The organism is Rhizobium sp. TH135 (assembly GCF_002855515.1).
Lineage (GTDB): Bacteria > Pseudomonadota > Alphaproteobacteria > Rhizobiales > Rhizobiaceae > Allorhizobium.
The window spans coordinates 68,171-92,029 of the sequence record NZ_PKRP01000004.1 but is presented as its reverse complement, the minus strand read 5'-3'; the positions used below and the strand labels follow the sequence as shown (position 1 = coordinate 92,029).

Genomic DNA, 23,859 nt, shown 5'->3' with positions numbered 1-23,859 from the left:
AGAAGCGCAGAGCGGGTGCGACCTATTCCATTGTATTTTCCAGATATTTCGACGTTCAGAAGCGACCGGCACCAGTCTGGACAGCAATTGGCACATACCTTGCGATGACTTGTTCGAGCCACTTGAGGAGGTGGCACGGAGGACGCATCGATCAGCTGAGATGGGATGAGCGGTTTCAACACGGGCCGATCTCATGACGGCGAAGCTTTGCGCGGACCTCCCAACCATGGGACTGGAGGCCCTGAACAATGAATATGCACGCACCGAAATTCCTGGACACCGGCCGCTGGGGTGGCCTCGCCTATATCTCCGAATGGCAGGAGACCATGGCAGGAACGCTCAATGTGACCGATCCAGCCAATGGTAATGTCCTGGCCGCTGTCGGTCTCTGCGGTCCGGCGGATATCGCCCGTGCCGCCAAGCTGGCCAAAGCCGCACAGAAGACCTGGGCCAAGACCCTGCCCGCAGAGCGCGCCGCGATCCTCAATCGTGCCGCAGACCTTCTGGAGCAGAATGGCGAGGAGCTGGCGGCCTGGATCATGCAGGAATCCGGCTCCATCCATCCAAAGGCGATGATCGAGATCGAACACGGCACGCTCTTCATCCGCCATGCTGCTTCGCTCGCGATGCAGCCGTCAGGCATGTTCCTGCCCGGCATGGATGATCGGACAAATTATGCCCGGCGCGTGCCGCATGGCGTGGTCGGCGTCATCTCTCCGTTCAATTTTCCGCTCGTCCTCTCCGTGCGCTCGATCGCGGCCGCAATCGCGCTTGGAAACACTGTGGTGCACAAGCCGGATCCGCGAACGCCGATCTCCGGTGGCATCATCATCGCCCGTATCTTCGAGGAGGCCGGCCTCCCTAAGGGTGTCCTGCATGTCGTGCCGGGCGGCGCGGATGCCGGTGAGGCCCTCTGCAGCGATCCGAACATTGCCATGGTCTCCTTCACCGGCTCGGCCCGTGGCGGCTCCAAGGTGGGTGAGATCTGCGGCCGTCACCTCAAGCGCGTTCAGCTCGAACTCGGCGGCAAGAATGCCCTCGTCATTCTGGATGACGCCGATCTCGATGTGGCAGCCTCCAATGCCGCCTGGGGCACATTCCTGCATCAGGGCCAGATCTGCATGGCAACCGGACTGATCCTGGTCGATGAAAAAATCGAAGCTGCGATCACCGAGCGCCTCGTCACCAAGGCGCAACACCTGCCAGCCGGCGATCCCTCGACCAGGCAGGTGGCGCTCGGGCCGATCATCTCCGACAGCCAGGTCGACGCGATCCAGAAGATCGTTGACGATGCCGTGGCCAAGGGGGCGAAGCTACTCGCCGGCGGCACGCATGACGGTCGCTTCTATGCCGCAACCGTGCTCTCGGGCGTCAAGCCGGGCATGCTGGCCTTTGAGGAAGAGGTCTTCGGGCCGGTGGCCTGCATCGTCTCGTTCAAGATGGATGAGGAAGCAGTCGAACTCGCCAACCGGTCAGACTATGGGCTGGCAGCCGGCGTGATCTCGAACAATCTCGGGCGCGCCATGGCTGTGGGTGACGAGCTGAATGTCGGACAGCTCCACATTAACGACCAGACGGTCAATGGCGGCCCCTACGCGCCCTTCGGCGGCCGCGGAAAGTCCGGCAATGGCACCCGTGTCGGCGGCCCGGCAGACATCGAAGAGTTCACCCAGTGGCAATGGGTCTCGGTGAAGAAGGCCGCGACACCTTATCCCTTCTGATCAATCACGCCGAACACAAGCATTGGTGATCCCCGTCCGCCTTCGTGCGGACGGACGCGATCAAGCACAACCTCAGGGAAACACGACCATGAATCTCGCAGGAAAAACAATCGTCATCACTGGCGTCTCGTCGGGTATCGGCGGTGAAGTCGCCCGCCTCGCCCGCTTTCGCGGCGCAACCGTCATCGGGGTTGATCGCAACGACGCGATGCTGACACTCGACGGCTTCATCAAGATCGATCTCGCCGATCCGACGGCCATCAATGCAGTGCTTGCCCAGGTCCCCGCCCGCATCGATGCGCTCGTCAATGCTGCGGGCGTTCCCGGCACCGCCGATAAAGATCTCGTCGCCCGCGTCAACTTTCTCGGTCTTCGGCATCTGACGGAAGCCTTGATCGAGCGCATGCCGAAGGGCTCGTCCATTGTCAATTTCGCCTCGATCCTCGGCGCAGAATGGCCGAAGCGCGTCGAGCAGCACAAGGCGCTTGCCGACACCACGAGCTTCGCAGAGGGCCATGCCTGGCTTACAGCAAACCCTGTGCCGCAGGAAACCTGCTACCAGTATTTCAAGGAAGCCCTGATCGTCTGGACGATGAAGCGCAGCCAGGCCCTCTTCATGGAACGTGACATCCGAATGAATTCGGTGGCGCCCGGCCCGGTCTTTACACCGATCCTCGGTGACTTCGTGACCATGCTCGGCCAGGACCGCGTCCAGGCTGATGCGCACAGGATGAAGCGTCCGGCGCTAGCCGACGAAGTCGCCGGTCCCGTGCTCTTCCTATGCTCGGACGATGCCCGCTGGGTGAACGGTATCAATCTGCCGATCGACGGCGGTCTGGCGGCATCCTACACATAAGAGCCGGCATGCGTTCCTGATCAACCAGAGCATCGCGGCCGATACCAACTGATGGTCGCGATGCGCTGGTCCCTCGGGTACTCGCTGTGCGCTGTCGCGAGGATGATCGCGTTGCTACTCGATGATGATGGCCCTGAAATCATTGACATTGGTGCCGGTCGGGCCTGTCACCAGGAGGTCGCCAATCGCCTCGAAGCCCGAATAGCTGTCGTTCTGCGCGAGCAGTTTTCGTGCTTCGAAGCCAGCCGCCCGGAGGCGCGCGACGGTTCCTCCGTCGACGAGCGCGCCCGCATGGTCGCCTACACCGTCGATGCCGTCCGTATCTGCCGCCAGTGCCGTGATCGATAGTCCGTCGACGGCGAGAGCAAGTGCGAGCGCAAACTCGCTGTTGCGCCCACCGCGTCCTCCATCGCCGCGAAGGGTGACCGTGGTCTCCCCACCGGAGAGAAGAACGGAAGGTCGCGGAAACGGGCGGCCCTTTGTCGCGATCTCCCGCGCCATGGCTGCATGGACCAGGGCGACGTCACGGCTTTCGCCCTCGATCGAATCGGAGAGGATATGCGGCGTGAAGCCCGCCGTAAGAGCGACGCGTGCGGCGGCTTCCAGAGACAAGCCTGCAGAAGCCACAACGTGGTGTTCGTTGCGGGACAAGCGGGGATCGTCCGTCCTCGGGGCATCGGCGGCAGGCGAGCGCAGATGCGCCATCACCCCGGTCGGCAGGTCGAGTTTATAGTTCTCGATGATGGCGAGTGCATCCTCCTGCGTTGAAGCATCAGCAACTGTCGGCCCGGATGCAACGAAGGATGGAATGTCGCCGGGGATGTCCGAGACGATGAGGCTGACCACGCGCGCTTTCGTTGCCGCCGCCAGCCGACCACCCTTGATCATGGAGACATGTTTGCGCACCACGTTCATGGCGGAAATCGGCGCTCCGGAGGACAGGAGCACCTGATTGAGTGCGATCTCGTCATCGAGCCTCAGGCCTGGTGGAGGTGCAGGCAGAAGCGCCGAACCACCGCCGGAGATGAGGGCGATGACGAGATCTTGCGGATTGAGCCCGGCCACGAGATCCAGCAACCGTCTGGAGGCAACGAGCCCCGCCTCATCCGGCACCGGGTGCGCGGCCTCGATCACTTCGATTGATTGCGTGGGGCAGGCATAGCCGTAGCGTGTCACGACAAGGCCCGAGAGCGGGTCCGGCCAAAGGCTCTCAAGGGCCGCTGCCATCTGGGCCGCCCCTTTGCCGGCACCGACCACCACGGTTCGGCCGCCGACTGGCGGTGGCGGAAGGTGCGCGCGGATCCCGGCCAGCGGATTAGCGGCCTGAACGGCCGCCTGAAACAGGTTCTCCAGCAGCGTGCGGTGCTTCATGTTCCAGCTCGTCTTGGTGTTTTGCATGGCGGCTTCCCAGCCATAACCGGTGTAACACCATTGAGCCGTTTAGGACTACCGGGCGGTATGTTCATCCATGCCGGCCCAGCGCATCACCACGTCCAGATCAGGCCAAGGGCAAGAAGGGCTGCGGCGAGGCAACCACTACACCGGGAGCGGCGAAAGATGCTCGTGAATGGCCAGCCAACGACCGTCCGGCTGATGGGCAAAGACGATCGTCTCACGCTCGTGGTTCGTCATCGCTTCGCCGCCAATCATGAGATCGGTCTCCACCGCATGGGTGAAGATGGCGATATCGCCGACGATGTGCACGCTGCGGTTCGTCGAGCGGCAGGCCTTGACGCTAAAGCCGTCGCGGCTTTCCCACAGCGCCCATTCCGCCTCGTAGGCCGCGCGATTGGCAAGGGTGCGATCGAGATTGTAGAAAATGAAAGTCGCCGACGGCGCGAAGGCATCAAAATAAGCTTTGGTATCGTGACGGCCGAAGGCTGCCACCAGGGCATCGGCTGCGGAAAGCACTTCGCTCGTATGTTCTGTCATCTCTGTCATTTCTTCGGGATTTCGGTGGTGTCAGACGCGTTTCACGCTGCTGATCAACTCGGCGATCGGGCGATTCTGCTCGGCGACTCGGGCCTTGAGCTCTTCAAGCGGCATGCTCTCGTGCTTGCAGAACTCGATGAACATCATGTTGAGATTGTTGAAGAAGACCTCTCCCAGCGCCCGCGCGTCGACGCCGGCGATGACCACGCCACGCCGCTGGAGCGTCTCTATGAGCTGAACAACCTGGGCACAGAGACGCCCGTCGAGTTCGGTATAGCGCTTCGAGAGCGGCGTCTCTGGCTGCTGGATCGCGGATGCCATGGCGGTGCGCCACATCTCCTTGCTGAGATAGACGAGTGAGTGATCATAATACTGGTTGATCAGCGCGCCGAGCGCCTCGATCACGCTGAGTGGCGGGTTCGCGACGATGCGTTCGCCGGCTTCGAGCACTTCGGTCACTTCCATAGAAACCGTGGCGACGAGAACATCGCCCTTGTTCTGATAGTAGTTGTAGAGCGTGCCGACCGAGACCTCCGCCATCTCGGCAATGTCCTCGATGCGCGCACTGTCGTAGCCCTGTTCGCGGAACAGAGTGGTGGCCGCTTCCAGGATGCGACGGTTCCTGTCGGCCTTCTGTCGGGCGCGCAATCCGGTCATGGCTAACTCCGTTGGAATCTCCTCAAATTTGAGATTGACTTAAAAAATGAATTCACTCAATCTTTTTCTCAAGGCGCCGAAACGAGCGCTATTCTGATCAACGCGAGGGTCCGCTCGGGGCCTTCGACAAGAGGGTGAACTTATGGAAAAGACCGTACTGGGCGGGCTCTCCCGCCGCCTGCTTCTTGCGACCGTTGCCATCTCCGCCTTGTCCGGAGGGGCTCATGCTCAGGAGGAGCTGAATGCCCTCGTCTGGTGCGACCACACCGACCCGGCGCTGATCGAGCCCTTCGAAAAGGCGAACAACGTCAAGGTCAATCTCAAGGAATATGAGGGAACCGGCGCCGGTCTCTCGATCGTCGAGCAGTCGCGCCCGGGCGACTGGGACGTCTTCGTGATCGACGGTGTCGACGTGCCCCGCGCCGTCGAAATGGATCTTCTTGCCGAAATTCCGGCCGACAAGCTGCCGATGGCCGATATCTTTCCGGAAGTCCGCATGGAAGCCAACAACACCAAGGACGGCAAGATCTACGCCGTGACGGAAAAGTTCGGCTACAACACGATTTCCTACGACAAGAGCAAGGTCGATCCGAAGGACATGGAAGACCTGTCGATCTTCTGGTCCGAGAAATACAAGGGTCGCATCGCGCTCTATGACTACTACCTGCCGATGATCGGCCTGACCGGCCTTGCTATCGGCAAGAACACCGCCGACCTGACGGAAGCCGATCTCCCGGCGATCAAGGAAAAACTCTTCGAGATGAAGAAGGTCTCGCGTCAGGTGAGTGACGTTGTCGCCTCGCAGACCGCGCTTGTCAGCGGCGAGGTCGACATCATCCTCGGCGGCGGCGAGTGGGTGACCGCAGGTCTAACCGCCGAAAAGCCGGACCTCGACTGGACCGTGCCGAAGCAGGGCGCCTTGCGCTGGGCACAGTCGATCGGCGTGTTCAAAGATTCGACCAAGCAGGATCTGGCCATCAAGTTCGTGCAGTATATCATGAGCCCAGAAGGCCAGGCTCGCCTAGCCACTTCGTCCTGCTATTGGGGCATGCCGGCAAACGCCAAGGCCGGCGAGCAGCTGAACGACCAGCAGAAGACCGCACTGCGGTGGGACAAGCAACCCGAATACCTGAAGAACACCCAGCTCTATCCGGTGGCCAATGCCGATCTCGACGCGGCCATGCAGGACGTCTGGACCGAAATGCTGCAGCAATAAACGCTGCCCATAAAGGGCGCGGTAGGTGTCTTCCGTCCGCACCCCAAGCTTTCCCTCACGCTGTTATTTCATCGCGAGCATCGCGGCCCCTGCGGTCACATGCTGCGATGAAGAACTGCGCGCTTTCGACAGAAGTTCGGCCCTGAAGATTTGTGGCCGCCTTGAAGATCGGCCATCATGAAAACCTGCCAGCCGAGCCGATTGCCCTGCATGAACGGAGTATCCCGTCGATGACCGCCACCGCGCTCGAGCGCAGAGAACGCCGCAAGGCCTGGGGATTTGCGCTGCCGGCGGTCCTCTGGACCGTGGCCTTCTTTCTCGTGCCCTTCCTCTACATGGCGGCGATCAGCTTCTGGAAGCGCGAAGGCCGCGAGATCGTCGCCACCTGGACGCTCGACAACTACGCCGCCTTCTTCGGCAAGCCGCATTTCTTGAAAGCGCTGTTCAATTCGCTCGAGGTGACACTCACCGTCACGATCATTTCGATCCTGCTTGCCTATCCGCTGGCCTGGATCATTGCCGAACGCGTGCCGCGACGCTGGCAACGCTTTGCCCTGATCATGGCAATTCTTCCGTTCTGGACCTCCTATGTGGTGCGCTCCTATTCCTGGCTGCTGGTTCTGTCCAAGGGTGGTGTCGTGAACCAAGTGCTGATGTGGACGGGCCTGATCGCCGAGCCGCTCGAACTGTCTGCAACGCGGACCGGCACGGTGATCGGCTTCGTGCATTTCTTCGTCATGCTGCTGACCCTGACGATCTATGCCAATCTCGTTCAGCTCTCGCCGAACTACCGCCGCGCGGCAGCCGATCTCGGCGCAAACGGCTTCCAGACCTTCTGGCACGTGATCCTGCCACTGACGCTGCCCGGCATCATGGTCGGTGCCTTCCTTACCTTCGTGCTGTGCATCGGGGATTACATCACCCCGCAGATCCTCGGCGGCAACAATGAGCTCGTATTGCCGCAGGTGATCATGCTGCAGCTCGGCCGCCGCGCCGATTTCCCCATGGCAGCCGCCCTTTCGCTGGTGCTGATGGTGGTGGTCACGATCGCCTACCTCGCCTGTGCCCGATGGCTGAAGATGGAGAGGACGTAACCATGCGGCATCTCAACACGGCACTTGCGATCCTTTACGCCGGCGGGCTCTATGTTTTCATCTTCCTGCCGGTCGCCGTTCTCGTGATCTTCTCCTTCCAGGACGGCACGCTGCCTGTGCCACCCCTGCATGGCCTGACCTGGAAGTGGTACGGCGAGATCTTCGCCGACGAAAAGTTGATGTCGGCGCTGTTCAACTCGCTGATCGTCGCGATAATCTCGTCCGCGATCTCCTGCCTGCTCGGCTTCCTCGCAGCCTATGCCTTTGCCCGCTACAAGCTTCCCGCATCCGGCTTGCAGCGCGCCTTGATCGTCGCGCCGATGACGGTCAGCACGCTGATTATTGGGCTCGGTCTGCTATCACTGCTCTCCAGGCTCAATGTTTCGCTATCGCTATGGACCGTCGGCATCGGTCATGTCGTGATCAATTTGCCGCTCTGCTTTGCGATCATCTACGCCTCTATGGGCGGCCATCAGGTCAATATCGAACGTGCAGCACGGGATCTTGGCGCGAAGGACTGGCAAGTCATGACGCTTGTCACCGCGCCAATGCTGATGCCATCCATCCTCGCCGCCTTCTTTCTGTCGGTGACGTTCAGCTGGGACGAATTCATCATCGCATTCCTGCTGTCGCGCTTCGACGTGACCCTGCCGGTCGAGATCTGGAGCATGCTGCGCTCCGGCCTCGACCCAAAGACCAACGCCATCGGCAGCGTCGTCTTCCTCATCTCCGTCGCGTTCCTCATCGTCATGGAACTCGCCGTCTTCAGGAAATCCGGGAAATCCCAATGACCGCAGACGTCTCGATCCGAAACGCCACGAAAGTCTTCGGTGCCTTCCGCGCGCTCGACGATGTCTCGCTGGAGATTGCCGCCGGCGAGTTCATCGTGCTTCTTGGCCCGTCGGGTTGCGGCAAGACGACCCTGCTTTCGATCCTGGGTGGCTTTATCGAGCCGAGCGCTGGCACGATCGCTATCGGCGGTAAGGACATGACACATGTCGAGCCGGCAAAACGGCCGACCACGACCATGTTCCAGGACTACGCGCTGTTTCCGCACATGAAGCTCATCGACAATGTCGGCTTTGGTCTGCGCATGCGCGGTATGGGAAAGGCCGAACGCAACGAAAAGGCGCTCGCCATGCTCGATCTCGTGGGGCTCAAGGCCTCCGCGTCGAAGAAACCGCACGAGCTTTCCGGCGGCCAGCGTCAGCGTGTGGCGCTTGCCCGCGCGCTTGCCGTCGATCCTGATGTGCTGCTGCTCGACGAGCCGCTCGGCGCGCTGGATCTGAAGCTTCGCCGCCAGATGCAGGACGAACTGAAGGCCATCCAGAAGCGTGTCGGCACCACCTTCATCCATGTCACCCACGATCAGGAAGAGGCCATGGCGATCGCTGACCGGATCGTGGTGATGAACCACGGCCGGATCGAAGATGTCGGCAGACCCTCGGACATCTATATGCGGCCGCGCTCGCTGTTTGCCGCAGGTTTCATGGGCGAGGCCAACTTCCTGCCCGGTCGGGTGATCTCGATTGCGGAAGGCGAAGCGCAGGTGGAAACGGCGCTCGGCTCAGCGATCATCCCCATCACGGCTTTCACCGGGGACACGCCGTCGCCAGACCATAAGATCACCCTGTGCATTCGCCCCGAACATTTCCGGTCCGCCGGCGAAGAGGGCGCAATGGTTGCGCTCGGCCATGCGCGGATCACCGACAGCGCCTTCTTCGGAGCGCATCACCGATGCCACCTTCAGCCCAACGGCAATTCCGAGATCGTCATAACCGCCCATCTGCCGCAAACCGCACACCCGCAGCCGGGCGATGAATTCGAGTTGACGGTCAAGGCAGATACCATCGTCGCTCTCGCCGACGCTTAGGAGACACTTGATGAAATCGCGCATGCGCCCTGAGGACTGGTATAGTGTCCGCCGTCTCGACGATGACGTGACCTATATCTGCGAGCCGCATATCCAGGAATTCTATCGCTGCAACATCTGGCATGTGCGCGGGCGAGATCGCGACATGCTTGTCGACAGTGGCATGGGTGTCGTTTCGCTTCGTGAGTGGGTGCCGCTTGTCACCGAGCGCGAGCTGATCGCGGTGGCAAGCCACACCCATTTCGATCACATCGGCTGCCACCATGAATTCGAATGCCGTGCGGTCCATTCGGCAGAGGCGGATCTGCTCGCAGATCCGACACGCGAAAACACGCTGGCTGATCCTTACGTCACCGACGACATCTTCGACGCGCTGCCGCCCGAACCCTACTGCTCGAAATGCTACTCCGTGAAGCGGGCGCCGGCGACGCGGCTGCTGGAGGACGGTGACATGATCGATCTCGGAGATCGGCAGTTCGAGGTGATCCACACACCCGGCCATTCCCCCGGGGGTATCGCACTCTATGAGAAGGCAACCGAGATCCTGTTCTCCGGCGACATTCTCTACGACGGTCCGCTGATCGAGGACACCTACCATTCGAACGCCCATGACTATCACGCATCCATGGAGCGCCTGCTGCGGATCGAGGTGCGGCTGGTGCATGGTGGCCATTTTCCGAGCTTCAGCGGCGAACGATACCGGGAGTTGATCACCGGTTGGCTCGACGCAAAACATAAGACAATCTGACGGGAGGCACGCATGCTCGACAAGCGCAAGTTCTACATCAACGGCGAGTGGGTCGATCCGATCGCGCCTCACGACCTGGAGGTCATCAACCCCGCGACCGAAAAGCCGATCGCCGTGATCTCGATGGGCACGGCGGCCGATATCGACCGCGCGGTTGCCGCTGCCAAGACGGCATTTCAGAGCTACAGCCGCACCAGCCTCGACGAACGTATCGCGCTTCTCGAAAAGCTGCTTGAGATCTACACCCGCCGCTACGACGAAATGGCCCGTACCATAACGCTCGAACTCGGCGCGCCAATCACCATGAGCACCGATCAGCAGGCGCATGTCGGCGTCGGCCACCTCGAAGGTTTCATCGAGGCGCTGAAGCGCATCAAGCTGCGCGAAGTACTGCCTAACGGCGATATCGTGCTGCGCGAGCCGATCGGCGTCTGCGGCCTGATCACCCCGTGGAACTGGCCGATCAACCAGATCGCCCTGAAGGTCGTTCCGGCGCTCGCAACCGGCTCGACCTGCGTGTTGAAACCGTCAGAATTCACGCCTCTCAACGCCCTGCTTTACGCCGAGATGGTCCACGAGGCTGGCTTCCCGGCCGGCACGTTCAACCTAGTGAATGGCGATGGCATCAATGTTGGTGCAGCGCTCTCGCAGCACCGGGACATCGACATGATGTCCTTTACCGGCTCGACCCGCGCCGGTACCGCGGTCAGCAAGGATGCCGCCGATACCGTCAAGCGCGTCACCCTCGAACTCGGCGGCAAGTCTCCAAACATCGTCTTCGAGGATGCGGATCTCGAAGAGCGCATTACCGGCAGTGTGCTCGAATGCTTCAACAATTCCGGCCAGTCCTGTGACGCTCCGACGCGCCTTCTGGTCCAGCGATCTGTCTACGACAAAGCCGTCGACATTGCCCGGCGCGTCGGCAGCGAGGTCAAGGTCGGCAATCCAGAAGAAGCCGGCGAACATATCGGCCCGCTGGTCAGCGACATCCAATATGGCCGCGTCCAGACACTGATCGAGGCTGGCATCGCTGAGGGCGCTGAGCTTCTCGTTGGTGGCCCCGGCAAGCCTGAGGGTTTCGAGACAGGCTACTTCGTCAAGCCGACCATCTTTGCCGGCGTCAATAACCAGATGCGGATCGCCCGCGATGAGGTCTTCGGTCCGGTGCTGGCGATCATTCCCTTCGACACCGAGGAGGAAGCGATCGAGGTGGCCAACGACACCAATTACGGCCTGGCCGCCTACATTCAGTCCGGAGACCTCGACCGCGCCGAACGCGTGGCCGCGCGGCTTCGCGCCGGCATGGTGCATATCAATGGCGCGCCCCATCGCTATGGCAGCCCGTTCGGCGGCTACAAACAGTCGGGCAACGGGCGCGAAGGCGGCATGTTCGGGCTTGAAGACTTCCTCGAGATCAAGACGGTGCATCGGCCGAGTGCGGCCTAAAGATCAACTCCTTTGTGACCGCGGATGCCATCAGAGCCGCGGTCGCCAAGGTACCTGACGTGCTCTAGTGCGACTGGACCGAGAGACCAAATCGCCGAAGAATATCCGCGATCTTCGCGTCCTGCTCTGGATCCGGCAAGAGTGCCGGTTGGCGGCTGGCGCCGACCGAATTGTCCTGGAGGAAGAGCGCCCGCTTGACCATGGCAGGCGCAAAGCCAAGGGCGTAGAGATCGGTCCGGAAGGCCGTGAAGATCGCCTGCTGACGCTCGGCCTCTGCGAGATCACCGCCATTGTAGCCCTTCAGGATCCCTGCGAGCACATCGGGAAGCGCATTGCCAAGCCCCGAAATGCAGCCGGCAGCGCCATTCTGCAACGCCCAGAGCACCAGATGGTCCGGCCCAGAATAGACATCGAAGCCGGGCATGTCGCGGGACACCGCAAGATAGGCTTCTAGCGTTTCCTTGGCACCGCCAGAGTCCTTGATGCCCGCGATGTTGCCGTGGGCTGCGAGCTTGCGGGCCGTTTCCGGTTCGATGTGGTTCTGGGTGCGGGCCGGAATGTCGTAGAGATAGGTCGGCGTCTTCACAGAATCCGCAACCGTCGAGAAGTGTCTGACAAGGCCGTCCTGGGTGCAGGCGATGAAGAAGGGCGTGATGACGGCGATTGCGGTGACGCCGATCCGGTCGAACTCTTTCGCGAGCTTGATCGTCTCGAAGGTCGCCGGCATGCCGGCATTGACGATCACGTCGACCTTGCCGTCGACCTCGTCGACCACGGCTTCCGCGAGCTTTACCTTTTCCTCGAAAGTGAGCGCGGTGAAATCGCCATTGGTGCCGGCGCACATGATGTTATTGCCGGCGGCCACCTGGCGGCGCACCTGGGCCCGGGTGGCTTCGTAATTGATCGTTTCGTCTTCGTTGAAGCAGGTGACGAGCGCGACGAAGGCCTTTTTCGACATGACGATGTTCTCCGGAATTTTCTGACTTAGGAGGCGCGGCTAAGACGTGCGGCGCGGTTCTGCGCCTGCACGTCGGGATCGGGATCGAGTCCGGCGGCGAGCAGCGCCTGGGTGTAGGCTTGTTTCGGCATCTCGAAGATCTCTCTGACCGTTCCGAGTTCCACGACCTCGCCCTTCTGCATGACCATCACATGGTCGGCGAAGTCTCGCACGACCGGCAGGTCATGGGCGATGAAGATGAAAGCGATGCCCATCTTCTTTCGCAACCCGTCGAGAAGCGCGATGACCTGGGCCTGGACCGACACGTCGAGCGCGGACACCGCCTCATCGCAGATGATCAGTTGCGGCTCAAGCGCGAGCGCCCGGGCAATCGCGATGCGCTGTCGCTGGCCGCCCGAGAACTGGTGCGGGTAACGCCCCATATGCTCCGGTCCAAGCCCCACCTGGGCCAAGAGTTCGGCAACCCGCTCGCGCCACTTGGCCTTTGGCAGGATATCGGGATGGATGACCCAGGCTTCGGAGATCAGCTGGTAAACGGTCATGCGCGGATTGAGCGACTGTGTCGGATCCTGGAAGACCATCTGCAGATCGCGACGCAGCTTGTAGAGTTCGGCGGGCGACAGCTGGAAAAGGTCCCTGCCCTTCCACAGCGCCGACCCGGAATCCGGCTCATCGAGCCTGAGCAGGATGCGGGCGAGTGTCGATTTTCCCGAACCGCTTTCGCCGACGACGGCCAACGTCTCACCGGCGAGCAGGTCGAAGGAGACGCCCTTCAAGGCGGCAAAGGCGCCATAGTTCTTGCGCACGTCCCGCACGCTCAGCACGGGTTCGGCACTCTTCAGCGGCTGATGCATGTCGCCCTTGCCCGGCGCTGCCGCGATCAGCTTCGTCGTATAGGGATGCTGCGGATTCTTGTAGACCTCGCGCACCGTGCCGGCCTCGACCAACACGCCCTTTTCCATCACCACCACCCGATCCGCAATCTCGGCCACGACGCCGAGATCATGCGTGATGATGAGGACGGCCATACCGGTCTCGCGCTGCAACTCCTTGAGAAGCGCCAGCACCTCGGCCTGCACCGTGACATCAAGCGCGGTCGTCGGTTCATCTGCGATCAGGAGATCGGGACGTAAGGCCAGCGCCATGGCGATCATCACACGCTGACGCTGACCGCCGGAAAACTCGTGCGGATATTTGTCGAGGGCGTGTTCGGGGTCGGGAATACCGACGCGCCCGAGAAGGCGAAGGGCCTCGGCCTGGGCTTTCGTGCTTTCCGTGCCGTGCGTGGTCAGCGCCTCGCGGATCTGCCAGCCGACGGTATAGACTGGGTTCAGATGGCTGAGAGGATCCTGGAAGATCATCGCAATCTTGCGACCGTTGATCTCGCGTCGCTGCGCCAGCGGCATCGTCAAGAGGTCGATACCGTCGAGCAGGATTTCGCCCGAGGAGATGCGACCGGGCGGCATGTCGATCAGGTTCATGATCGCCGACGACGACACCGACTTGCCCGACCCGCTTTCGCCAAGGATCGCCAGCGTCTCACCGCGGTCGAGATGGTAGGACATGTCGCGCACGGCTTTCACCACGCCGACTGCTGTGTGGAACTCGACTGAGAGATTGCGGACTTCGAGAAGATGGTCAGCCATTCTTGGCCCCTTTCATTTCCAGACGCCAGCGCTGCACCGGATCAAGCGCAATCCGCAGCCAGTTGGAGAGCAGGTTGAGCGACATCGTCGTCAGGATGATCGCGAGCCCTGGCCAGAACGAGAGCCACCAGGCGTTGGTGAGATATTGCCGCCCCTGGCTGATCATCAGGCCCCAGGTGATCTCAGGCGGCTGGATGCCGATGCCGAGGAAGGACAAGGCACTTTCGGCTAGCATGACATAGGCAAAGTCGAGGGTGGCGAGTGTGGTGAGCGTCGGCAGGACCACCGGCAGGATGTGCCGGAAGAGGATGCGCTTGCTCGACGCACCCATGACACGGGCTGCCTGGACAAACATCCGCTCGCGGATCTCGAGCACTTCGGCCCGCGTGGTGCGCAGATAGACAGGGATGCGGGTGATCGCGAGCACCATCATCAGGTTCAAGATCGAGGACCCGAGAATATAGAGCACGATGACCGCAATCAGCAGCGACGGAAAGGACATGATCACGTCAGCCAGCCGCATGATGACCTGGCTGACCCGCGGAGAGGAAAAGCCGGCGATCAGGCCGAGAACCGTTCCGATGACAGCCGAAATCAGCACGGCACCGGCCGCGACCATCACGGTGTTCTGGGTAGCCACAATGATGCGAGCCAAGAGCGGACGGCCGAGCGCGTCTGCGCCCATCCACCAGACCCATGCTCTCTCGAAATCAAAGGGCGCTGCATTGCGGCCGCGCAGATTTTGCTTGGTGGCGAGGTCGCCCAGCCAGCTTGGGCCGATCACGGCCATCAGGAGAATGATGAGCAGAAAGATCGCGGCGCAAAGCGCAAACTTGTCGGCCAGCAACATGCGGAACATGCGCTTGAGGAAGTGCGGTTCGTCGATGATGGCGGTTGCTTCGATGGACATGCCGTCTCCTCAATTCCGGATGCGGGGATCGAGAAGCGCATAGGCAAGATCGATCAGCAGGTTCATGAGGAAGATGGCGAGCGCCGTGACGAGGATGGCCGCCAGCACCACGTTGAAGTCACGCTGCAGGATGGAATCGATCATCAGCTTGCCGACGCCCGGAAAGCCGAAGATCGTTTCGATGATGACGGCACCATTGAGTAGGCTGGCTGCCTGGTCGCCAATCACGGTGATCACCGGCAACATGGCGTTGCGCAGCGCATGGACGAAGATGATCGGGGTCGATTTCACGCCCTTGGCCCGCGCCGTCTTCACATAGGCCGACGAGAGCGCCGAGATCATCGAACCACGCACGACCTGAACGATGATCCCGAAGGGGCGAACAAAAAGCACTGATATCGGCAAGATCCAGTGCCAGATCGTACCGGTACCCGAGGTTGGTAGCCAGGCTAAGTTCACGGCAAAAATGACGATCGCGACGATGGCCAGCCAGAAATCCGGAACAGAGGCACCTACCAGCGAGACGATGGACGAGAAACGGTCGAAGAAGCCGCCGGCCCGGAATGCGGCGAGCGAGCCGACAACGATGGCGGCAGCGGTCACCAAGCTCATGGTGATGACGGCGAGCCACAACGTCCAGACGAAAGCTTCGAGGACCACGTCGAGCGCCGGCCGCGCCTTGCGCAGGGACTCGCCGAGATCGCCGGTCAAGACATCGCCGACGTAACGGCCGAACTGCACCAGAAGGGGATCGTTGAGGCCATGCAGCTCGCGGAACTGGTTCTTCATCTCTTCCGATGCTTCGACCGGCAGGAAGAGGGCCGCCGGATCACCGGTCAGGCGGGAGAGGAAGAAGACCATGACCACGAGCCCGATCAGGGAGATCAGACTGGCCACGGCGCGTTTTCGGATGAAGCTCAGCATGGCGTCCTCGGAGAAAACGATGCGGCGGGATCATCCCGCCGCATGACTTGCATTGGTACGGGCGAACTCCGCCCGACGATTACTTGATCTTGATCTCGGAGAGCTGCAGCATGGAATTCGTCGCCATCGTCGGCTTGAAGTCCAGACGCTCGGAGACACGCGAGAAGCCGACCATGTGGAAGAGAAGCACATCAGCCACCACTTCGTCATGGAGATAGGCGATCGCTTCCGACCAGAGCTTGGCGCGTTCCTCACCAACGGCGGCGGAGGCCCGCTTGATCAGGTCATCGACCTTCGGATCCGAGAAGCCGGACTGCGTGCCTTCGGTCGCATACTTGAAGAACATCGAGAAGGACGGATCCCCCTTCGAGTTGTCATGCATGGCAGCGACCAGCTGCGGGCCGCGACCCTCGGCGAAAGGCTTCGAGTAATACTGCTCATGCTCGGCGACTTCGACAAACTTCAGCTCAACCGTGAAACCCACCTCCTGCAGCTGCTGCTGGATGGCTTCCATAATCTCAGTGACGTTCGGGAAGTTGGCGGAACGGGCGATGATCGTGATCGGTGTATCGACCTTCACGCCATCGGCCTTCGCCTCCTCGATCAGCTTCTTGGCTGCTTCGGGATCATAGGCCGGCACCTTGACGTCCGGGTTCCAGCCGAGCGTCGGCGGCGGCACGATTGCCGTTGCGAGCAGTGCACTGTCCGGCAGCAATGTGCCGAGGAAGGCCTGGCGGTCAACCGCGACGTTCAACGCCCGGCGAATGCGGACGTCGTTCAGCGGTTCGATGTTGTGGTCGACACGCAGATAGACGGTTTCACTGTCGAGATAGGAGAAGTCGGTTGCCGGGTTGGTGGCCTCGACCTGCGAGATCGAAGGCGACAGATCGGCTTCGCCGGCCTGGACCATGGCGGCGCGGACCGCCGGGTCAGCGCGGAACAGGTAGGTTGCTTCCGTCACCTCGGGCTTCGCACCCCAGTAGTCGTCGCGGCTCGTCAGGACGATCTGCTGGCCTGGCGTCCAGTTGGAAAGCTTGTAAGGTCCTGTGCCAACCGGTTCGCGAACGAATTCGAGCGGCGTTTCTTCCGGAACGATGGTGACCAGCGTGAGGAGCAGCGGCAGGATCGGCTGGACCGGATCGGCCTTGAAATCAACCGTGTAGTCGTCGACGACGGTCGGCGTGACGGTCATGCCGCCGAAGTAACGACGGGATTCGCAGGTGTTCTTGTCGCTCATGATGCGGTCAAAGCTGTGCTTGACGTCCTTGGCATCGAAGGCGGTTCCGTCGGAGAACTTGACGCCCTGACGCAGATGGAAGCGCCAGCTGCCGTCGGCATTCTGCTCCCATTTCTCAGCGAGACGCGGTTGAACACCAGTACCGCCACGCACATCGAGCTCCGTCAGCGTTTCGCTGACATTCTCCATGATGATGCGGCCGATATTCGAGCGCGTCGCCATGCAAGGCTCGAGCAGATCGGCCTCCTCCGCCAACACGACCTTGATCGCGCCGGAACCGGCATGGACTGGCGACAAGGACGTGCCCATGACGAGGGCACAAAGCAATGCAGTCTTTCTCATTTTCATTCTCCTCCCAGATGAATTCAGTTTGAAGCTTTCACGCCTCGCGAGCGCGCAGCCATGAGCGCTGCGAGGCAGATCAGAACAGCGCCGACCACGGTGGTCAGGGCGATGGTTTCGTTGAACAGGGCAAATCCGCCGACGGCCACGAGGGGCAACCGCAGGAAATCGACCGGCGCGACGATGCTTGCCGGGGCAAGCGACATGGCATGGGTCATTAACCCCATGCAGCTGGTGCCGACCACGCCCTGAAGAGCCAGCAGCGCCAGCTCCCGGTTTCCCGGCATGGCGAAGAAGGGTACGGCAAGCGCCAGCGAAATCGGCACGGTCAAAAGAAGATTCCAAACCACCAGGGTCGAGGTCGTGTCACCGCGTGACATCGACTTCAGGATCAGCTGGATTGCGGCCTGCAGAAGTGCACCCGCCAAAGCCAGCGCGACTGCGAGCGTGAAGCCCGAAGGTGATGGTCCGACAATGACCATGGCACCGGAAAAGCCAACGACGACCGCAAAGAGCATCGAAAGACCGGGCCGCTCCCCAAGAAGAACTGCGGCGCCAAGCACGACGAAGATCGGGGACATGAAGGCAATGGCCGTGACGTCCGCAAGCGGCCCCATGCTGAAGGCAGCAAAGAAGGCGACCATCGCGAAAAGCTTGAAAAGTGCCCTGATGGCGTGCTGCCCGAGCGTATGCGTTGATTGCAGCACCTTTGGCCGCACAAGAACGAAGGGCAAGAGCACGACAGCACCGAACAAGGCGCGGAAGAAGGCAATCACGAAGGGATGCACGGCGCTATCGAGAGCGCGCACGATGACGGCATCGGACGCAGCCAAGACCGCCGCTCCAACTGCAAAGAGCACTGCGGCGGGAACCCGCTCGCCTTTCCCTTCTGCATGCATGCCATCCTCCCGGACCGACCTCCACGTCGGCATGCTCAAAACATCCAACTTCCGGCCATCTTTGTCAAATGATTTCCCGATGTAAAATTTGCCGCCTCCAAATCTCATAATTTATGTAAATAATTTCAACGGTATAAGAAAACAGAGAAAACTGAATCTGCCGAATTACAACATAAACAAACTTGACAACTTTGTAAAAATGATCGACTCCGGAAGACAAGAGGAGCACTCCATGACACCTGATGACATTGCCCGGCGCATGACCGGCATACTCACCACGTCGGATTCCGATCGGACCGAGGCCTATCTTCCATCGCCGATGGTGCAGAACCACGCATCCTTCCTGCACAGACAGGCAGACGGCAGTCTGATTTGCGCATGGTTTGGCGGATCGCTCGAAGGAAAGTCGGACATTTCCATCTACGCTTCCGTCCTTGCAGCGGGTGCGTCGGTCTGGGGTCCGCCGCAACGGCTGAGCTCCGACCCCGATCATTCCGAGCAAAACCCCGTGCTGTTTCAGGCGCCCGATGGGCGCCTGCTCCTGTTCCATACCTCGCAGCCCTCGGGCAATCAGGACGAATGCCGGATCCGGATGAGCGAAATCACCACCGACGCGGCGGACGCGACGCGCTTGAGGACGACCGAAGGCCGCTATCTCGACTTGCCCCGCGGCAGCTTCGTGCGCGCACCGGTCGCGGTCCGCGCTGATGGGACCTGGCTCCTGCCGATCTTCCGCTGCATCCCACGCCCCGGCCAGAAGTGGAACGGCAGTCATGACACCGCCGCCGTCGGCATCAGCGAAGACGGCGGAGCAACCTGGCGACTGGAAGAACTCAGCCAATCGATCGGTTGCGTGCACATGTCCCCGGTCTCTTTGGGCGACATGACGATGGCGGCATTTTTCCGCCGTCGCCAGGCGGATTTCGTCTACCGGACGGAGAGCCACGACGCTGGCCGGAGCTGGAGCACGCCCGTCGCTACTGATCTGCCCAACAACAATTCCTCCATCGCGGCCATCGCTTTGGACGACGGGCGTGTTGCAGTCATCTCCAATCCCGTCAACGCCGCGGCCTCCCCGGACCGTCGCACCTCCCTCTACGACGAACTCGGCGAGCAAGACGACAGGCCGGAGGCGGACCCGACTGGGGGCTGCGCCCCCATCTGGGGAGTGCCGCGAGCTCCTGTCATGGTTTGCATCTCGAGCGATGGCGGATTGACATTCCCGAAGCGGATCCAGATCGAGGATGGCCCGGGAACCTGCCTGTCCAACGATTCCACCGATGGACGAAACAAGGAAATGTCCTATCCGTGGCTGCTGGCCGACCAGGATGGATCGCTCCATATCGCCTATACCTATTACCGACGCGCGATCAAATATGTCCGGCTCGCCCCCGGCTGGGATCGTCCCGAAAACGGAGAATGACATGAGCGGCATTATCGGCATCACCATGGGCGATCCCTGCGGCGTCGGCCCCGAAATCTCGGTCCGCGCCCTGGCCGAGATGTCGGCAGAAGACCGCGCGGCTACACGCATCTATGGCAATCTCGCAACCTTGAACGCCGCGCGTGACGCACTGGGCCTGTCCATCGATCTCGTGCCCTATGTCGTCGACGTCGAGGTGGAAGGCGCTCCGCTTCCTTGGGGCACCTTGAGCCCCGTCGCAGGCGATGCCGCCTTCCGCTTTATCGAAAAGGCAGTCCGCGATGCAGAAGCCGGAACGATCGGCTGCATCGTGACCGCGCCGATCAACAAGGAAGCCCTTAACCTTGCCGGCCACCATTATGACGGCCATACCGGGATGCTGCGCAGCCTCACAGGCTCGAAGGCCGCCTATATGTTGCTTGCCTCGGAACGCCTGAAGGTCATCCATGTCTCGACCCACGTCTCTCTGCAGGAAGCGATCCGCCGGGCGACGACCGAACGCGTGCTCGCGACGATCAAGGCTGGCAACGATCACCTGAAGCGTATCGGCTACGACAAGCCGCGCATCGCCGTTGCCGGGGTCAATCCGCATTGCGGCGAAAACGGCCTCTTCGGCACCGAAGACGACGATCAGATCGCACCGGCGGTCGCGGCGGCGCGCGCCGAGGGCATCGACGTGCAGGGGCCGATCTCCGCAGACACCGTCTTTTACCGCGCCTATTCCGGCGCGTTCGATCTCGTGGTCGCGCAATATCACGACCAGGGCCATATCCCGATCAAGCTTGTCGCCTTCGACACCGCCGTCAACGTCTCCGTCGAGCTGCCGATCGACCGCACCTCGGTCGATCACGGCACCGCCTTCGACATCGCCGGCAAGGGCATCGCCAACCACGGCAACATGAATTCCGCGATCGCCTATGCCCGCAAGCTGGTCGCCGGCAAGACAAAGCAAGGATGACCTCGATGACAGCATCCATCACCCTTCACCAGCCGCGCCGACTGATCGTCGGTGCCGGAACAATCGGGGAGGTCGGCAACCTTGTGGCGGATGCCACAACTGCACTCGTCATTGCCACGCCGATCACCGCAGGTTTTGTCGATCGCCTCAAGCTTACGGGAAAGATCGAGATCTTCGATGCGATCCCGGGTGAACCCGATGTCGCGACGCTGGACGCGGCCCTTGCCGTTGCCCGCCGGGTCAGGCCCCAGGTCGTGGTGGGCCTTGGCGGCGGATCGGTTCTCGACGTGGCCAAGCTCGTGGCCGCGCTCTGGGACAGCGAGCAGACGCTGGCCGACGTTGCCGGCCCCAACAAGGTCGCTGGTCGCAACACCCGGCTCATCCAGGTCGCGACGACTGCGGGCACCGGATCGGAAGCCGGCATACGATCGCTGATCACCGATCCAGTGAAGGGTGCGAAGATCGCGGTTGAAAGTCCCCACATGATCGCCGATGTGGCCGTTCTCGATCCTCAGCTGACCTTCACCGTGCCCTCGGCCGTCACTGCCGCAACCGGCGTCGATGCCATGGCGCATTGCGTCGAAGCCTTTACCAACAAGCGCGCCCATCCGATGATCGACGGCTTTGCGCGCATGGGCTTCCGCCTCGTTGGGAAATACCTTGCCCGAGCAGTCAAGGATGGTTCCGACACCGAAGCACGCGAAGGCATGATGCTCGCCTCCTATTATGGCGGGATCTGCCTCGGTCCGGTCAACACGGCAGCGGGCCACGCAATCGCCTATCCTCTCGGCACGCGTCTCGGTCTGCCACATGGGCTGGCAAACGCCATCGTCTTCCCGCATGTGCTGGCCTTCAACCAGCCGGTCGTCAGCGAAAAGACGGCGGAAGTGGCCGAAGCGCTGGGCTTCAGTGCCAACTCGGCTGATGCCTTGCTGGAAAACGCCTGCCGCTTCTGCACAGATCTCGACATTGAGATGCAGCTCTCTCGGCATGGCGCGAAGGAGGATGCTCTGGCGGGCTACGCGACAGAAGCTCACGCCAATCGCCGGCTGATGGACAATAATCCGGCCGAAATGGCTGTCGAAGATGTCCTGGCGATCTATAGGGCGGCCTATTGAGGCTTCCTCCGTCGCAACCAAGTGCAAAGGGGGCCTTTTGGCCCCTTTTTTGTTGCCGGAGTCCACGAGTGTGCAGGCGTGACTCAGCCTTCCGGCAAGGCTGCCAGTGAGGCACTCGTCTGAAAGAGACGGGCGCGCGAACCGGTCAGATGGGCATGCATGAGTTCCTTCGCCCGCGCGCCCTCCCCGGCTGCGATCGCTGTCGCAATCGCCTCGTGCTCGGCAAACACCCGTGACAGTCCGGCGGTATCCCGTTTGACCGAGACACCGTGGAAGCGCATACCGACGGCGATGTGGTCCTTCAGCGCCTCCATGGCCGTCGAGAAATAGGTGTTGTTGGCGGCACGCGCGATCGCCAGGTGGAATTGGAAGTCGGCATCCTCGCGGTGAGCCTGGCGGTTGGTCGCGTCCCGCATCAATTCCAGCGCTTCTCGGATAGAGGCGAGGGTGGCCGGGGTATGGCGCATGGCCGCAGCCTCTGCTGCCGCAGGCTCGAGGGTCAGGCGAAACTCATAGCAGTTCAGGAGATCGGCCACGTTTTCGAGCTGTCCGAAACCAAGCGGCTGCTTCATACCGACCGAGCGGACGAAACTGCCGGCACCACGCCGCGAATAAATGAAGCCCTGCTCGCGCAAACGCCGCAGTGCCTCGCGAATGATCGGACGAGACACCTCAAACTCGATCGCCAGATCGTGTTCTGTCGGCAATCGCTCATCCGGTTGGTAAGACCCCGATTTGATCGCTCGATGCATGCGCTCGAATACCAGATCCGCCAGGCTCTTACGTGCCGTTCCGCTTTGCAGTCCCATTGTCAGCCCCTGCCCCCGTGCAGTTTTTCGGCGAGCGTCACCAATGTTTCCGGCACTCCGAATCCGCCTGATTTGGCGATGATACATTGCCCACCGGCATAGGCCAGCCCGAGCCCTGGCAGGCATTCGCCCTGCAAACGAAAACACTCGATGCCCATGCGAGCCATAACGGCTTCCGCGGTCGAGCCGCCGCAAAGGAGGAGTGTCCGGGCACCTTCAGTCAAACCGGGGTGTACCGAGGACGCAAGGTTTCGAGCGACCTCCTCCGAGCTGATCTCCGTGTCGCCGGAGACCGCCTGCACAAGCGTTGGGAATGTCTGCGGCTGGGCGGCAATCTCCAGCAAGCCGTTGGGTGCCGCATGGTGGTTCACAGCCTCCATCTCGCGCAACCGATCGACCTGTTCCACGGTGATGCGATCATGCGATCCAATGACAAAGAGCGCGGGCCCAATGGGTGGCTCAACCAGCTCGGACATCGGCTGGCCGGTCATCTCGACGGCCAGTGCCTCGGCAAGCCCGCGCGCGCCGATGAAGAGATCGATGCCCTCCACTTGGGCACCCGCCAGTGCATCCCGCATGTCCTGATCTGTCGCTGAATCGACGACGCTGCATCGTGATGCATGGTGGCCCAAGACGTTTGCCACGGAGATGGGCGTCGGCACTCCAAAACCCTGGACATATCCGTCGCGGACGATGCGACCAAAGGCAGGAATGGCGAGGGCAACGAGTGCGCGCTTGAATGGGATGGCATCAAGCTCGACTGCGATATGCCCCTTGAGGCGCGAGTCGACCTTTTTGAACAGCGTGACATCAGGCGGCAGTGCTTCCATCGCCTGACGCATGGCTTGGAGCGCATCTTCCGCAGACCGTTCCCGCGAGGCCAGATTGATCGACAGCACATCCGGCAACTGCGAAAGCCCTGATGGGACCGCATTCGGTGTCAAGGCGACTTCAGCATGAAGCCCGCGCGCGGCAAAGGGGGCAGCAGTATCCAATGCTCCGGTCAGATCATCGGCAATGATGACAAGCACCATCAGGCTCCATGTTGTTATCTTCTTGATCGAAATATGATCGCATTTCCAGAAGGATGCA

At 61.4% G+C, this 23,859-nt stretch carries 22 protein-coding genes; 11 read left to right on the top strand and 11 right to left on the bottom strand.

What is annotated here, in order from left to right; translation table 11 throughout:
• The first annotated feature begins 248 nt into the window (after positions 1 to 248).
• Together C0V73_RS13180 and C0V73_RS13175 are read left to right on the top strand one after the other, a co-directional pair.
• Positions 249 to 1,721, top strand: a complete 1,473-nt coding sequence (locus tag C0V73_RS13180; protein ID WP_102020464.1) for a benzaldehyde dehydrogenase — start codon at positions 249 to 251, stop codon at positions 1,719 to 1,721.
• Positions 1,722 to 1,809: 88 nt separating this feature from the next.
• Positions 1,810 to 2,577, top strand: coding sequence for a coniferyl-alcohol dehydrogenase (locus C0V73_RS13175; protein WP_102020463.1), 768 nt, complete (start codon positions 1,810 to 1,812; stop codon positions 2,575 to 2,577).
• A 114-nt stretch (positions 2,578 to 2,691) separates the two neighbouring features.
• Here the strand turns inward: C0V73_RS13175 and C0V73_RS13170 are convergent, their stop codons facing one another.
• The 3 genes from C0V73_RS13170 to C0V73_RS13160 form a co-directional block, all read right to left on the bottom strand.
• Complete coding sequence (locus C0V73_RS13170; RefSeq protein WP_245407970.1) at positions 2,692 to 3,975, bottom strand: glycerate kinase; 1,284 nt, start codon at positions 3,973 to 3,975, stop codon at positions 2,692 to 2,694.
• Positions 3,976 to 4,113: 138 nt separating this feature from the next.
• Positions 4,114 to 4,509: a nuclear transport factor 2 family protein gene (locus tag C0V73_RS13165; protein WP_102020821.1), complete on the bottom strand. Its 396-nt coding sequence runs from the start codon at positions 4,507 to 4,509 to the stop codon at positions 4,114 to 4,116.
• A 30-nt stretch (positions 4,510 to 4,539) separates the two neighbouring features.
• The gene (locus C0V73_RS13160; RefSeq protein ID WP_069042678.1) at positions 4,540 to 5,166 is read right to left on the bottom strand and encodes a TetR/AcrR family transcriptional regulator; all 627 of its coding nucleotides are present in this window, start codon (positions 5,164 to 5,166) and stop codon (positions 4,540 to 4,542) included.
• 142 nt (positions 5,167 to 5,308) lie between these two features.
• Between C0V73_RS13160 and C0V73_RS13155 the strand changes: the two genes are divergently transcribed.
• From C0V73_RS13155 to C0V73_RS13130, 6 genes are all read left to right on the top strand, one after another.
• Positions 5,309 to 6,382 (top strand): spermidine/putrescine ABC transporter substrate-binding protein, encoded by a 1,074-nt coding sequence (locus C0V73_RS13155; RefSeq protein WP_102020462.1) that lies wholly within the window; start codon positions 5,309 to 5,311, stop codon positions 6,380 to 6,382.
• Between the two features lie 230 nt (positions 6,383 to 6,612).
• A complete protein-coding gene (locus C0V73_RS13150; protein WP_102020820.1) occupies positions 6,613 to 7,476 on the top strand; it encodes an ABC transporter permease in 864 nt (287 codons plus the stop codon).
• A gap of 2 nt (positions 7,477 to 7,478) precedes the next feature.
• On the top strand, positions 7,479 to 8,267 hold the full coding sequence (locus C0V73_RS13145) for an ABC transporter permease (protein ID WP_210200164.1): 789 nt from the start codon (positions 7,479 to 7,481) through the stop codon (positions 8,265 to 8,267).
• Entirely contained in the window at positions 8,264 to 9,349 is a 1,086-nt protein-coding gene (locus tag C0V73_RS23445; protein WP_102020460.1) for an ABC transporter ATP-binding protein, read from the top strand. Before C0V73_RS13145 ends, C0V73_RS23445 begins: the two co-directional genes overlap by 4 nt.
• Before the next feature lie 10 nt (positions 9,350 to 9,359).
• Positions 9,360 to 10,097: an MBL fold metallo-hydrolase gene (locus tag C0V73_RS13135; RefSeq protein ID WP_102020459.1), complete on the top strand. Its 738-nt coding sequence runs from the start codon at positions 9,360 to 9,362 to the stop codon at positions 10,095 to 10,097.
• 12 nt (positions 10,098 to 10,109) lie between these two features.
• Positions 10,110 to 11,543, top strand: a complete 1,434-nt coding sequence (locus C0V73_RS13130) for an aldehyde dehydrogenase family protein (RefSeq protein ID WP_102020458.1) — start codon at positions 10,110 to 10,112, stop codon at positions 11,541 to 11,543.
• Positions 11,544 to 11,607: 64 nt separating this feature from the next.
• Here C0V73_RS13130 and C0V73_RS13125 read toward each other — a convergent pair whose 3' ends face one another.
• The 6 genes from C0V73_RS13125 to C0V73_RS13100 form a co-directional block, all read right to left on the bottom strand.
• On the bottom strand, positions 11,608 to 12,501 hold the full coding sequence (locus tag C0V73_RS13125; protein ID WP_102020457.1) for a dihydrodipicolinate synthase family protein: 894 nt from the start codon (positions 12,499 to 12,501) through the stop codon (positions 11,608 to 11,610).
• A gap of 26 nt (positions 12,502 to 12,527) precedes the next feature.
• On the bottom strand, positions 12,528 to 14,147 hold the full coding sequence (locus tag C0V73_RS13120) for an ABC transporter ATP-binding protein (RefSeq protein ID WP_102020456.1): 1,620 nt from the start codon (positions 14,145 to 14,147) through the stop codon (positions 12,528 to 12,530).
• A complete protein-coding gene (locus C0V73_RS13115) occupies positions 14,140 to 15,057 on the bottom strand; it encodes an ABC transporter permease (RefSeq protein WP_102020455.1) in 918 nt (305 codons plus the stop codon). Before C0V73_RS13115 ends, C0V73_RS13120 begins: the two co-directional genes overlap by 8 nt.
• A gap of 9 nt (positions 15,058 to 15,066) precedes the next feature.
• The gene (locus tag C0V73_RS13110; protein ID WP_102020454.1) at positions 15,067 to 15,981 is read right to left on the bottom strand and encodes an ABC transporter permease; all 915 of its coding nucleotides are present in this window, start codon (positions 15,979 to 15,981) and stop codon (positions 15,067 to 15,069) included.
• A gap of 79 nt (positions 15,982 to 16,060) precedes the next feature.
• Positions 16,061 to 17,560, bottom strand: a complete 1,500-nt coding sequence (locus C0V73_RS13105) for an ABC transporter substrate-binding protein (protein ID WP_172450173.1) — start codon at positions 17,558 to 17,560, stop codon at positions 16,061 to 16,063.
• A gap of 23 nt (positions 17,561 to 17,583) precedes the next feature.
• Positions 17,584 to 18,459 (bottom strand): DMT family transporter, encoded by an 876-nt coding sequence (locus tag C0V73_RS13100; RefSeq protein WP_102020452.1) that lies wholly within the window; start codon positions 18,457 to 18,459, stop codon positions 17,584 to 17,586.
• 232 nt (positions 18,460 to 18,691) lie between these two features.
• Here C0V73_RS13100 and C0V73_RS13095 point away from each other — a divergent pair, with 232 nt between their 5' ends.
• The 3 genes from C0V73_RS13095 to C0V73_RS13085 are packed head-to-tail and all read left to right on the top strand — an operon-like array spanning position 18,692 to position 21,958.
• Complete coding sequence (locus C0V73_RS13095; protein ID WP_102020451.1) at positions 18,692 to 19,882, top strand: exo-alpha-sialidase; 1,191 nt, start codon at positions 18,692 to 18,694, stop codon at positions 19,880 to 19,882.
• A gap of 1 nt (position 19,883) precedes the next feature.
• Positions 19,884 to 20,840: a 4-hydroxythreonine-4-phosphate dehydrogenase PdxA gene (pdxA, locus tag C0V73_RS13090; RefSeq protein ID WP_102020450.1), complete on the top strand. Its 957-nt coding sequence runs from the start codon at positions 19,884 to 19,886 to the stop codon at positions 20,838 to 20,840.
• On the top strand, positions 20,837 to 21,958 hold the full coding sequence (locus C0V73_RS13085) for an iron-containing alcohol dehydrogenase (RefSeq protein WP_102020449.1): 1,122 nt from the start codon (positions 20,837 to 20,839) through the stop codon (positions 21,956 to 21,958). The genes pdxA and C0V73_RS13085 overlap by 4 nt, the downstream gene beginning before the upstream one ends.
• Before the next feature lie 83 nt (positions 21,959 to 22,041).
• On the opposite strand, the gene C0V73_RS13080 is transcribed toward C0V73_RS13085, so the two are convergent.
• Positions 22,042 to 22,767, bottom strand: a complete 726-nt coding sequence (locus C0V73_RS13080) for a FadR/GntR family transcriptional regulator (protein ID WP_102020448.1) — start codon at positions 22,765 to 22,767, stop codon at positions 22,042 to 22,044.
• 2 nt (positions 22,768 to 22,769) lie between these two features.
• Entirely contained in the window at positions 22,770 to 23,798 is a 1,029-nt protein-coding gene (locus C0V73_RS13075) for a four-carbon acid sugar kinase family protein (RefSeq protein ID WP_172450186.1), read from the bottom strand.
• Between the last annotated feature and the right edge of the window lie 61 nt (positions 23,799 to 23,859).

What these genes read in the sequence shown, in the direction of transcription:
- C0V73_RS13180 (WP_102020464.1), top strand. Translation starts at nt 249, where the DNA reads ATGAATATGCACGCACCGAAATTCCTGGACACCGGCCGCTGGGGTGGC.
- C0V73_RS13175 (WP_102020463.1), top strand. Translation starts at nt 1,810, where the DNA reads ATGAATCTCGCAGGAAAAACAATCGTCATCACTGGCGTCTCGTCGGGT.
- C0V73_RS13170 (WP_245407970.1), bottom strand. Translation starts at nt 3,975, where the DNA reads ATGCAAAACACCAAGACGAGCTGGAACATGAAGCACCGCACGCTGCTG.
- C0V73_RS13165 (WP_102020821.1), bottom strand. Translation starts at nt 4,509, where the DNA reads ATGACAGAACATACGAGCGAAGTGCTTTCCGCAGCCGATGCCCTGGTG.
- C0V73_RS13160 (WP_069042678.1), bottom strand. Translation starts at nt 5,166, where the DNA reads ATGACCGGATTGCGCGCCCGACAGAAGGCCGACAGGAACCGTCGCATC.
- C0V73_RS13155 (WP_102020462.1), top strand. Translation starts at nt 5,309, where the DNA reads ATGGAAAAGACCGTACTGGGCGGGCTCTCCCGCCGCCTGCTTCTTGCG.
- C0V73_RS13150 (WP_102020820.1), top strand. Translation starts at nt 6,613, where the DNA reads ATGACCGCCACCGCGCTCGAGCGCAGAGAACGCCGCAAGGCCTGGGGA.
- C0V73_RS13145 (WP_210200164.1), top strand. Translation starts at nt 7,479, where the DNA reads ATGCGGCATCTCAACACGGCACTTGCGATCCTTTACGCCGGCGGGCTC.
- C0V73_RS23445 (WP_102020460.1), top strand. Translation starts at nt 8,264, where the DNA reads ATGACCGCAGACGTCTCGATCCGAAACGCCACGAAAGTCTTCGGTGCC.
- C0V73_RS13135 (WP_102020459.1), top strand. Translation starts at nt 9,360, where the DNA reads ATGAAATCGCGCATGCGCCCTGAGGACTGGTATAGTGTCCGCCGTCTC.
- C0V73_RS13130 (WP_102020458.1), top strand. Translation starts at nt 10,110, where the DNA reads ATGCTCGACAAGCGCAAGTTCTACATCAACGGCGAGTGGGTCGATCCG.
- C0V73_RS13125 (WP_102020457.1), bottom strand. Translation starts at nt 12,501, where the DNA reads ATGTCGAAAAAGGCCTTCGTCGCGCTCGTCACCTGCTTCAACGAAGAC.
- C0V73_RS13120 (WP_102020456.1), bottom strand. Translation starts at nt 14,147, where the DNA reads ATGGCTGACCATCTTCTCGAAGTCCGCAATCTCTCAGTCGAGTTCCAC.
- C0V73_RS13115 (WP_102020455.1), bottom strand. Translation starts at nt 15,057, where the DNA reads ATGTCCATCGAAGCAACCGCCATCATCGACGAACCGCACTTCCTCAAG.
- C0V73_RS13110 (WP_102020454.1), bottom strand. Translation starts at nt 15,981, where the DNA reads ATGCTGAGCTTCATCCGAAAACGCGCCGTGGCCAGTCTGATCTCCCTG.
- C0V73_RS13105 (WP_172450173.1), bottom strand. Translation starts at nt 17,560, where the DNA reads ATGAGAAAGACTGCATTGCTTTGTGCCCTCGTCATGGGCACGTCCTTG.
- C0V73_RS13100 (WP_102020452.1), bottom strand. Translation starts at nt 18,459, where the DNA reads ATGCATGCAGAAGGGAAAGGCGAGCGGGTTCCCGCCGCAGTGCTCTTT.
- C0V73_RS13095 (WP_102020451.1), top strand. Translation starts at nt 18,692, where the DNA reads ATGACACCTGATGACATTGCCCGGCGCATGACCGGCATACTCACCACG.
- pdxA (WP_102020450.1), top strand. Translation starts at nt 19,884, where the DNA reads ATGAGCGGCATTATCGGCATCACCATGGGCGATCCCTGCGGCGTCGGC.
- C0V73_RS13085 (WP_102020449.1), top strand. Translation starts at nt 20,837, where the DNA reads ATGACCTCGATGACAGCATCCATCACCCTTCACCAGCCGCGCCGACTG.
- C0V73_RS13080 (WP_102020448.1), bottom strand. Translation starts at nt 22,767, where the DNA reads ATGGGACTGCAAAGCGGAACGGCACGTAAGAGCCTGGCGGATCTGGTA.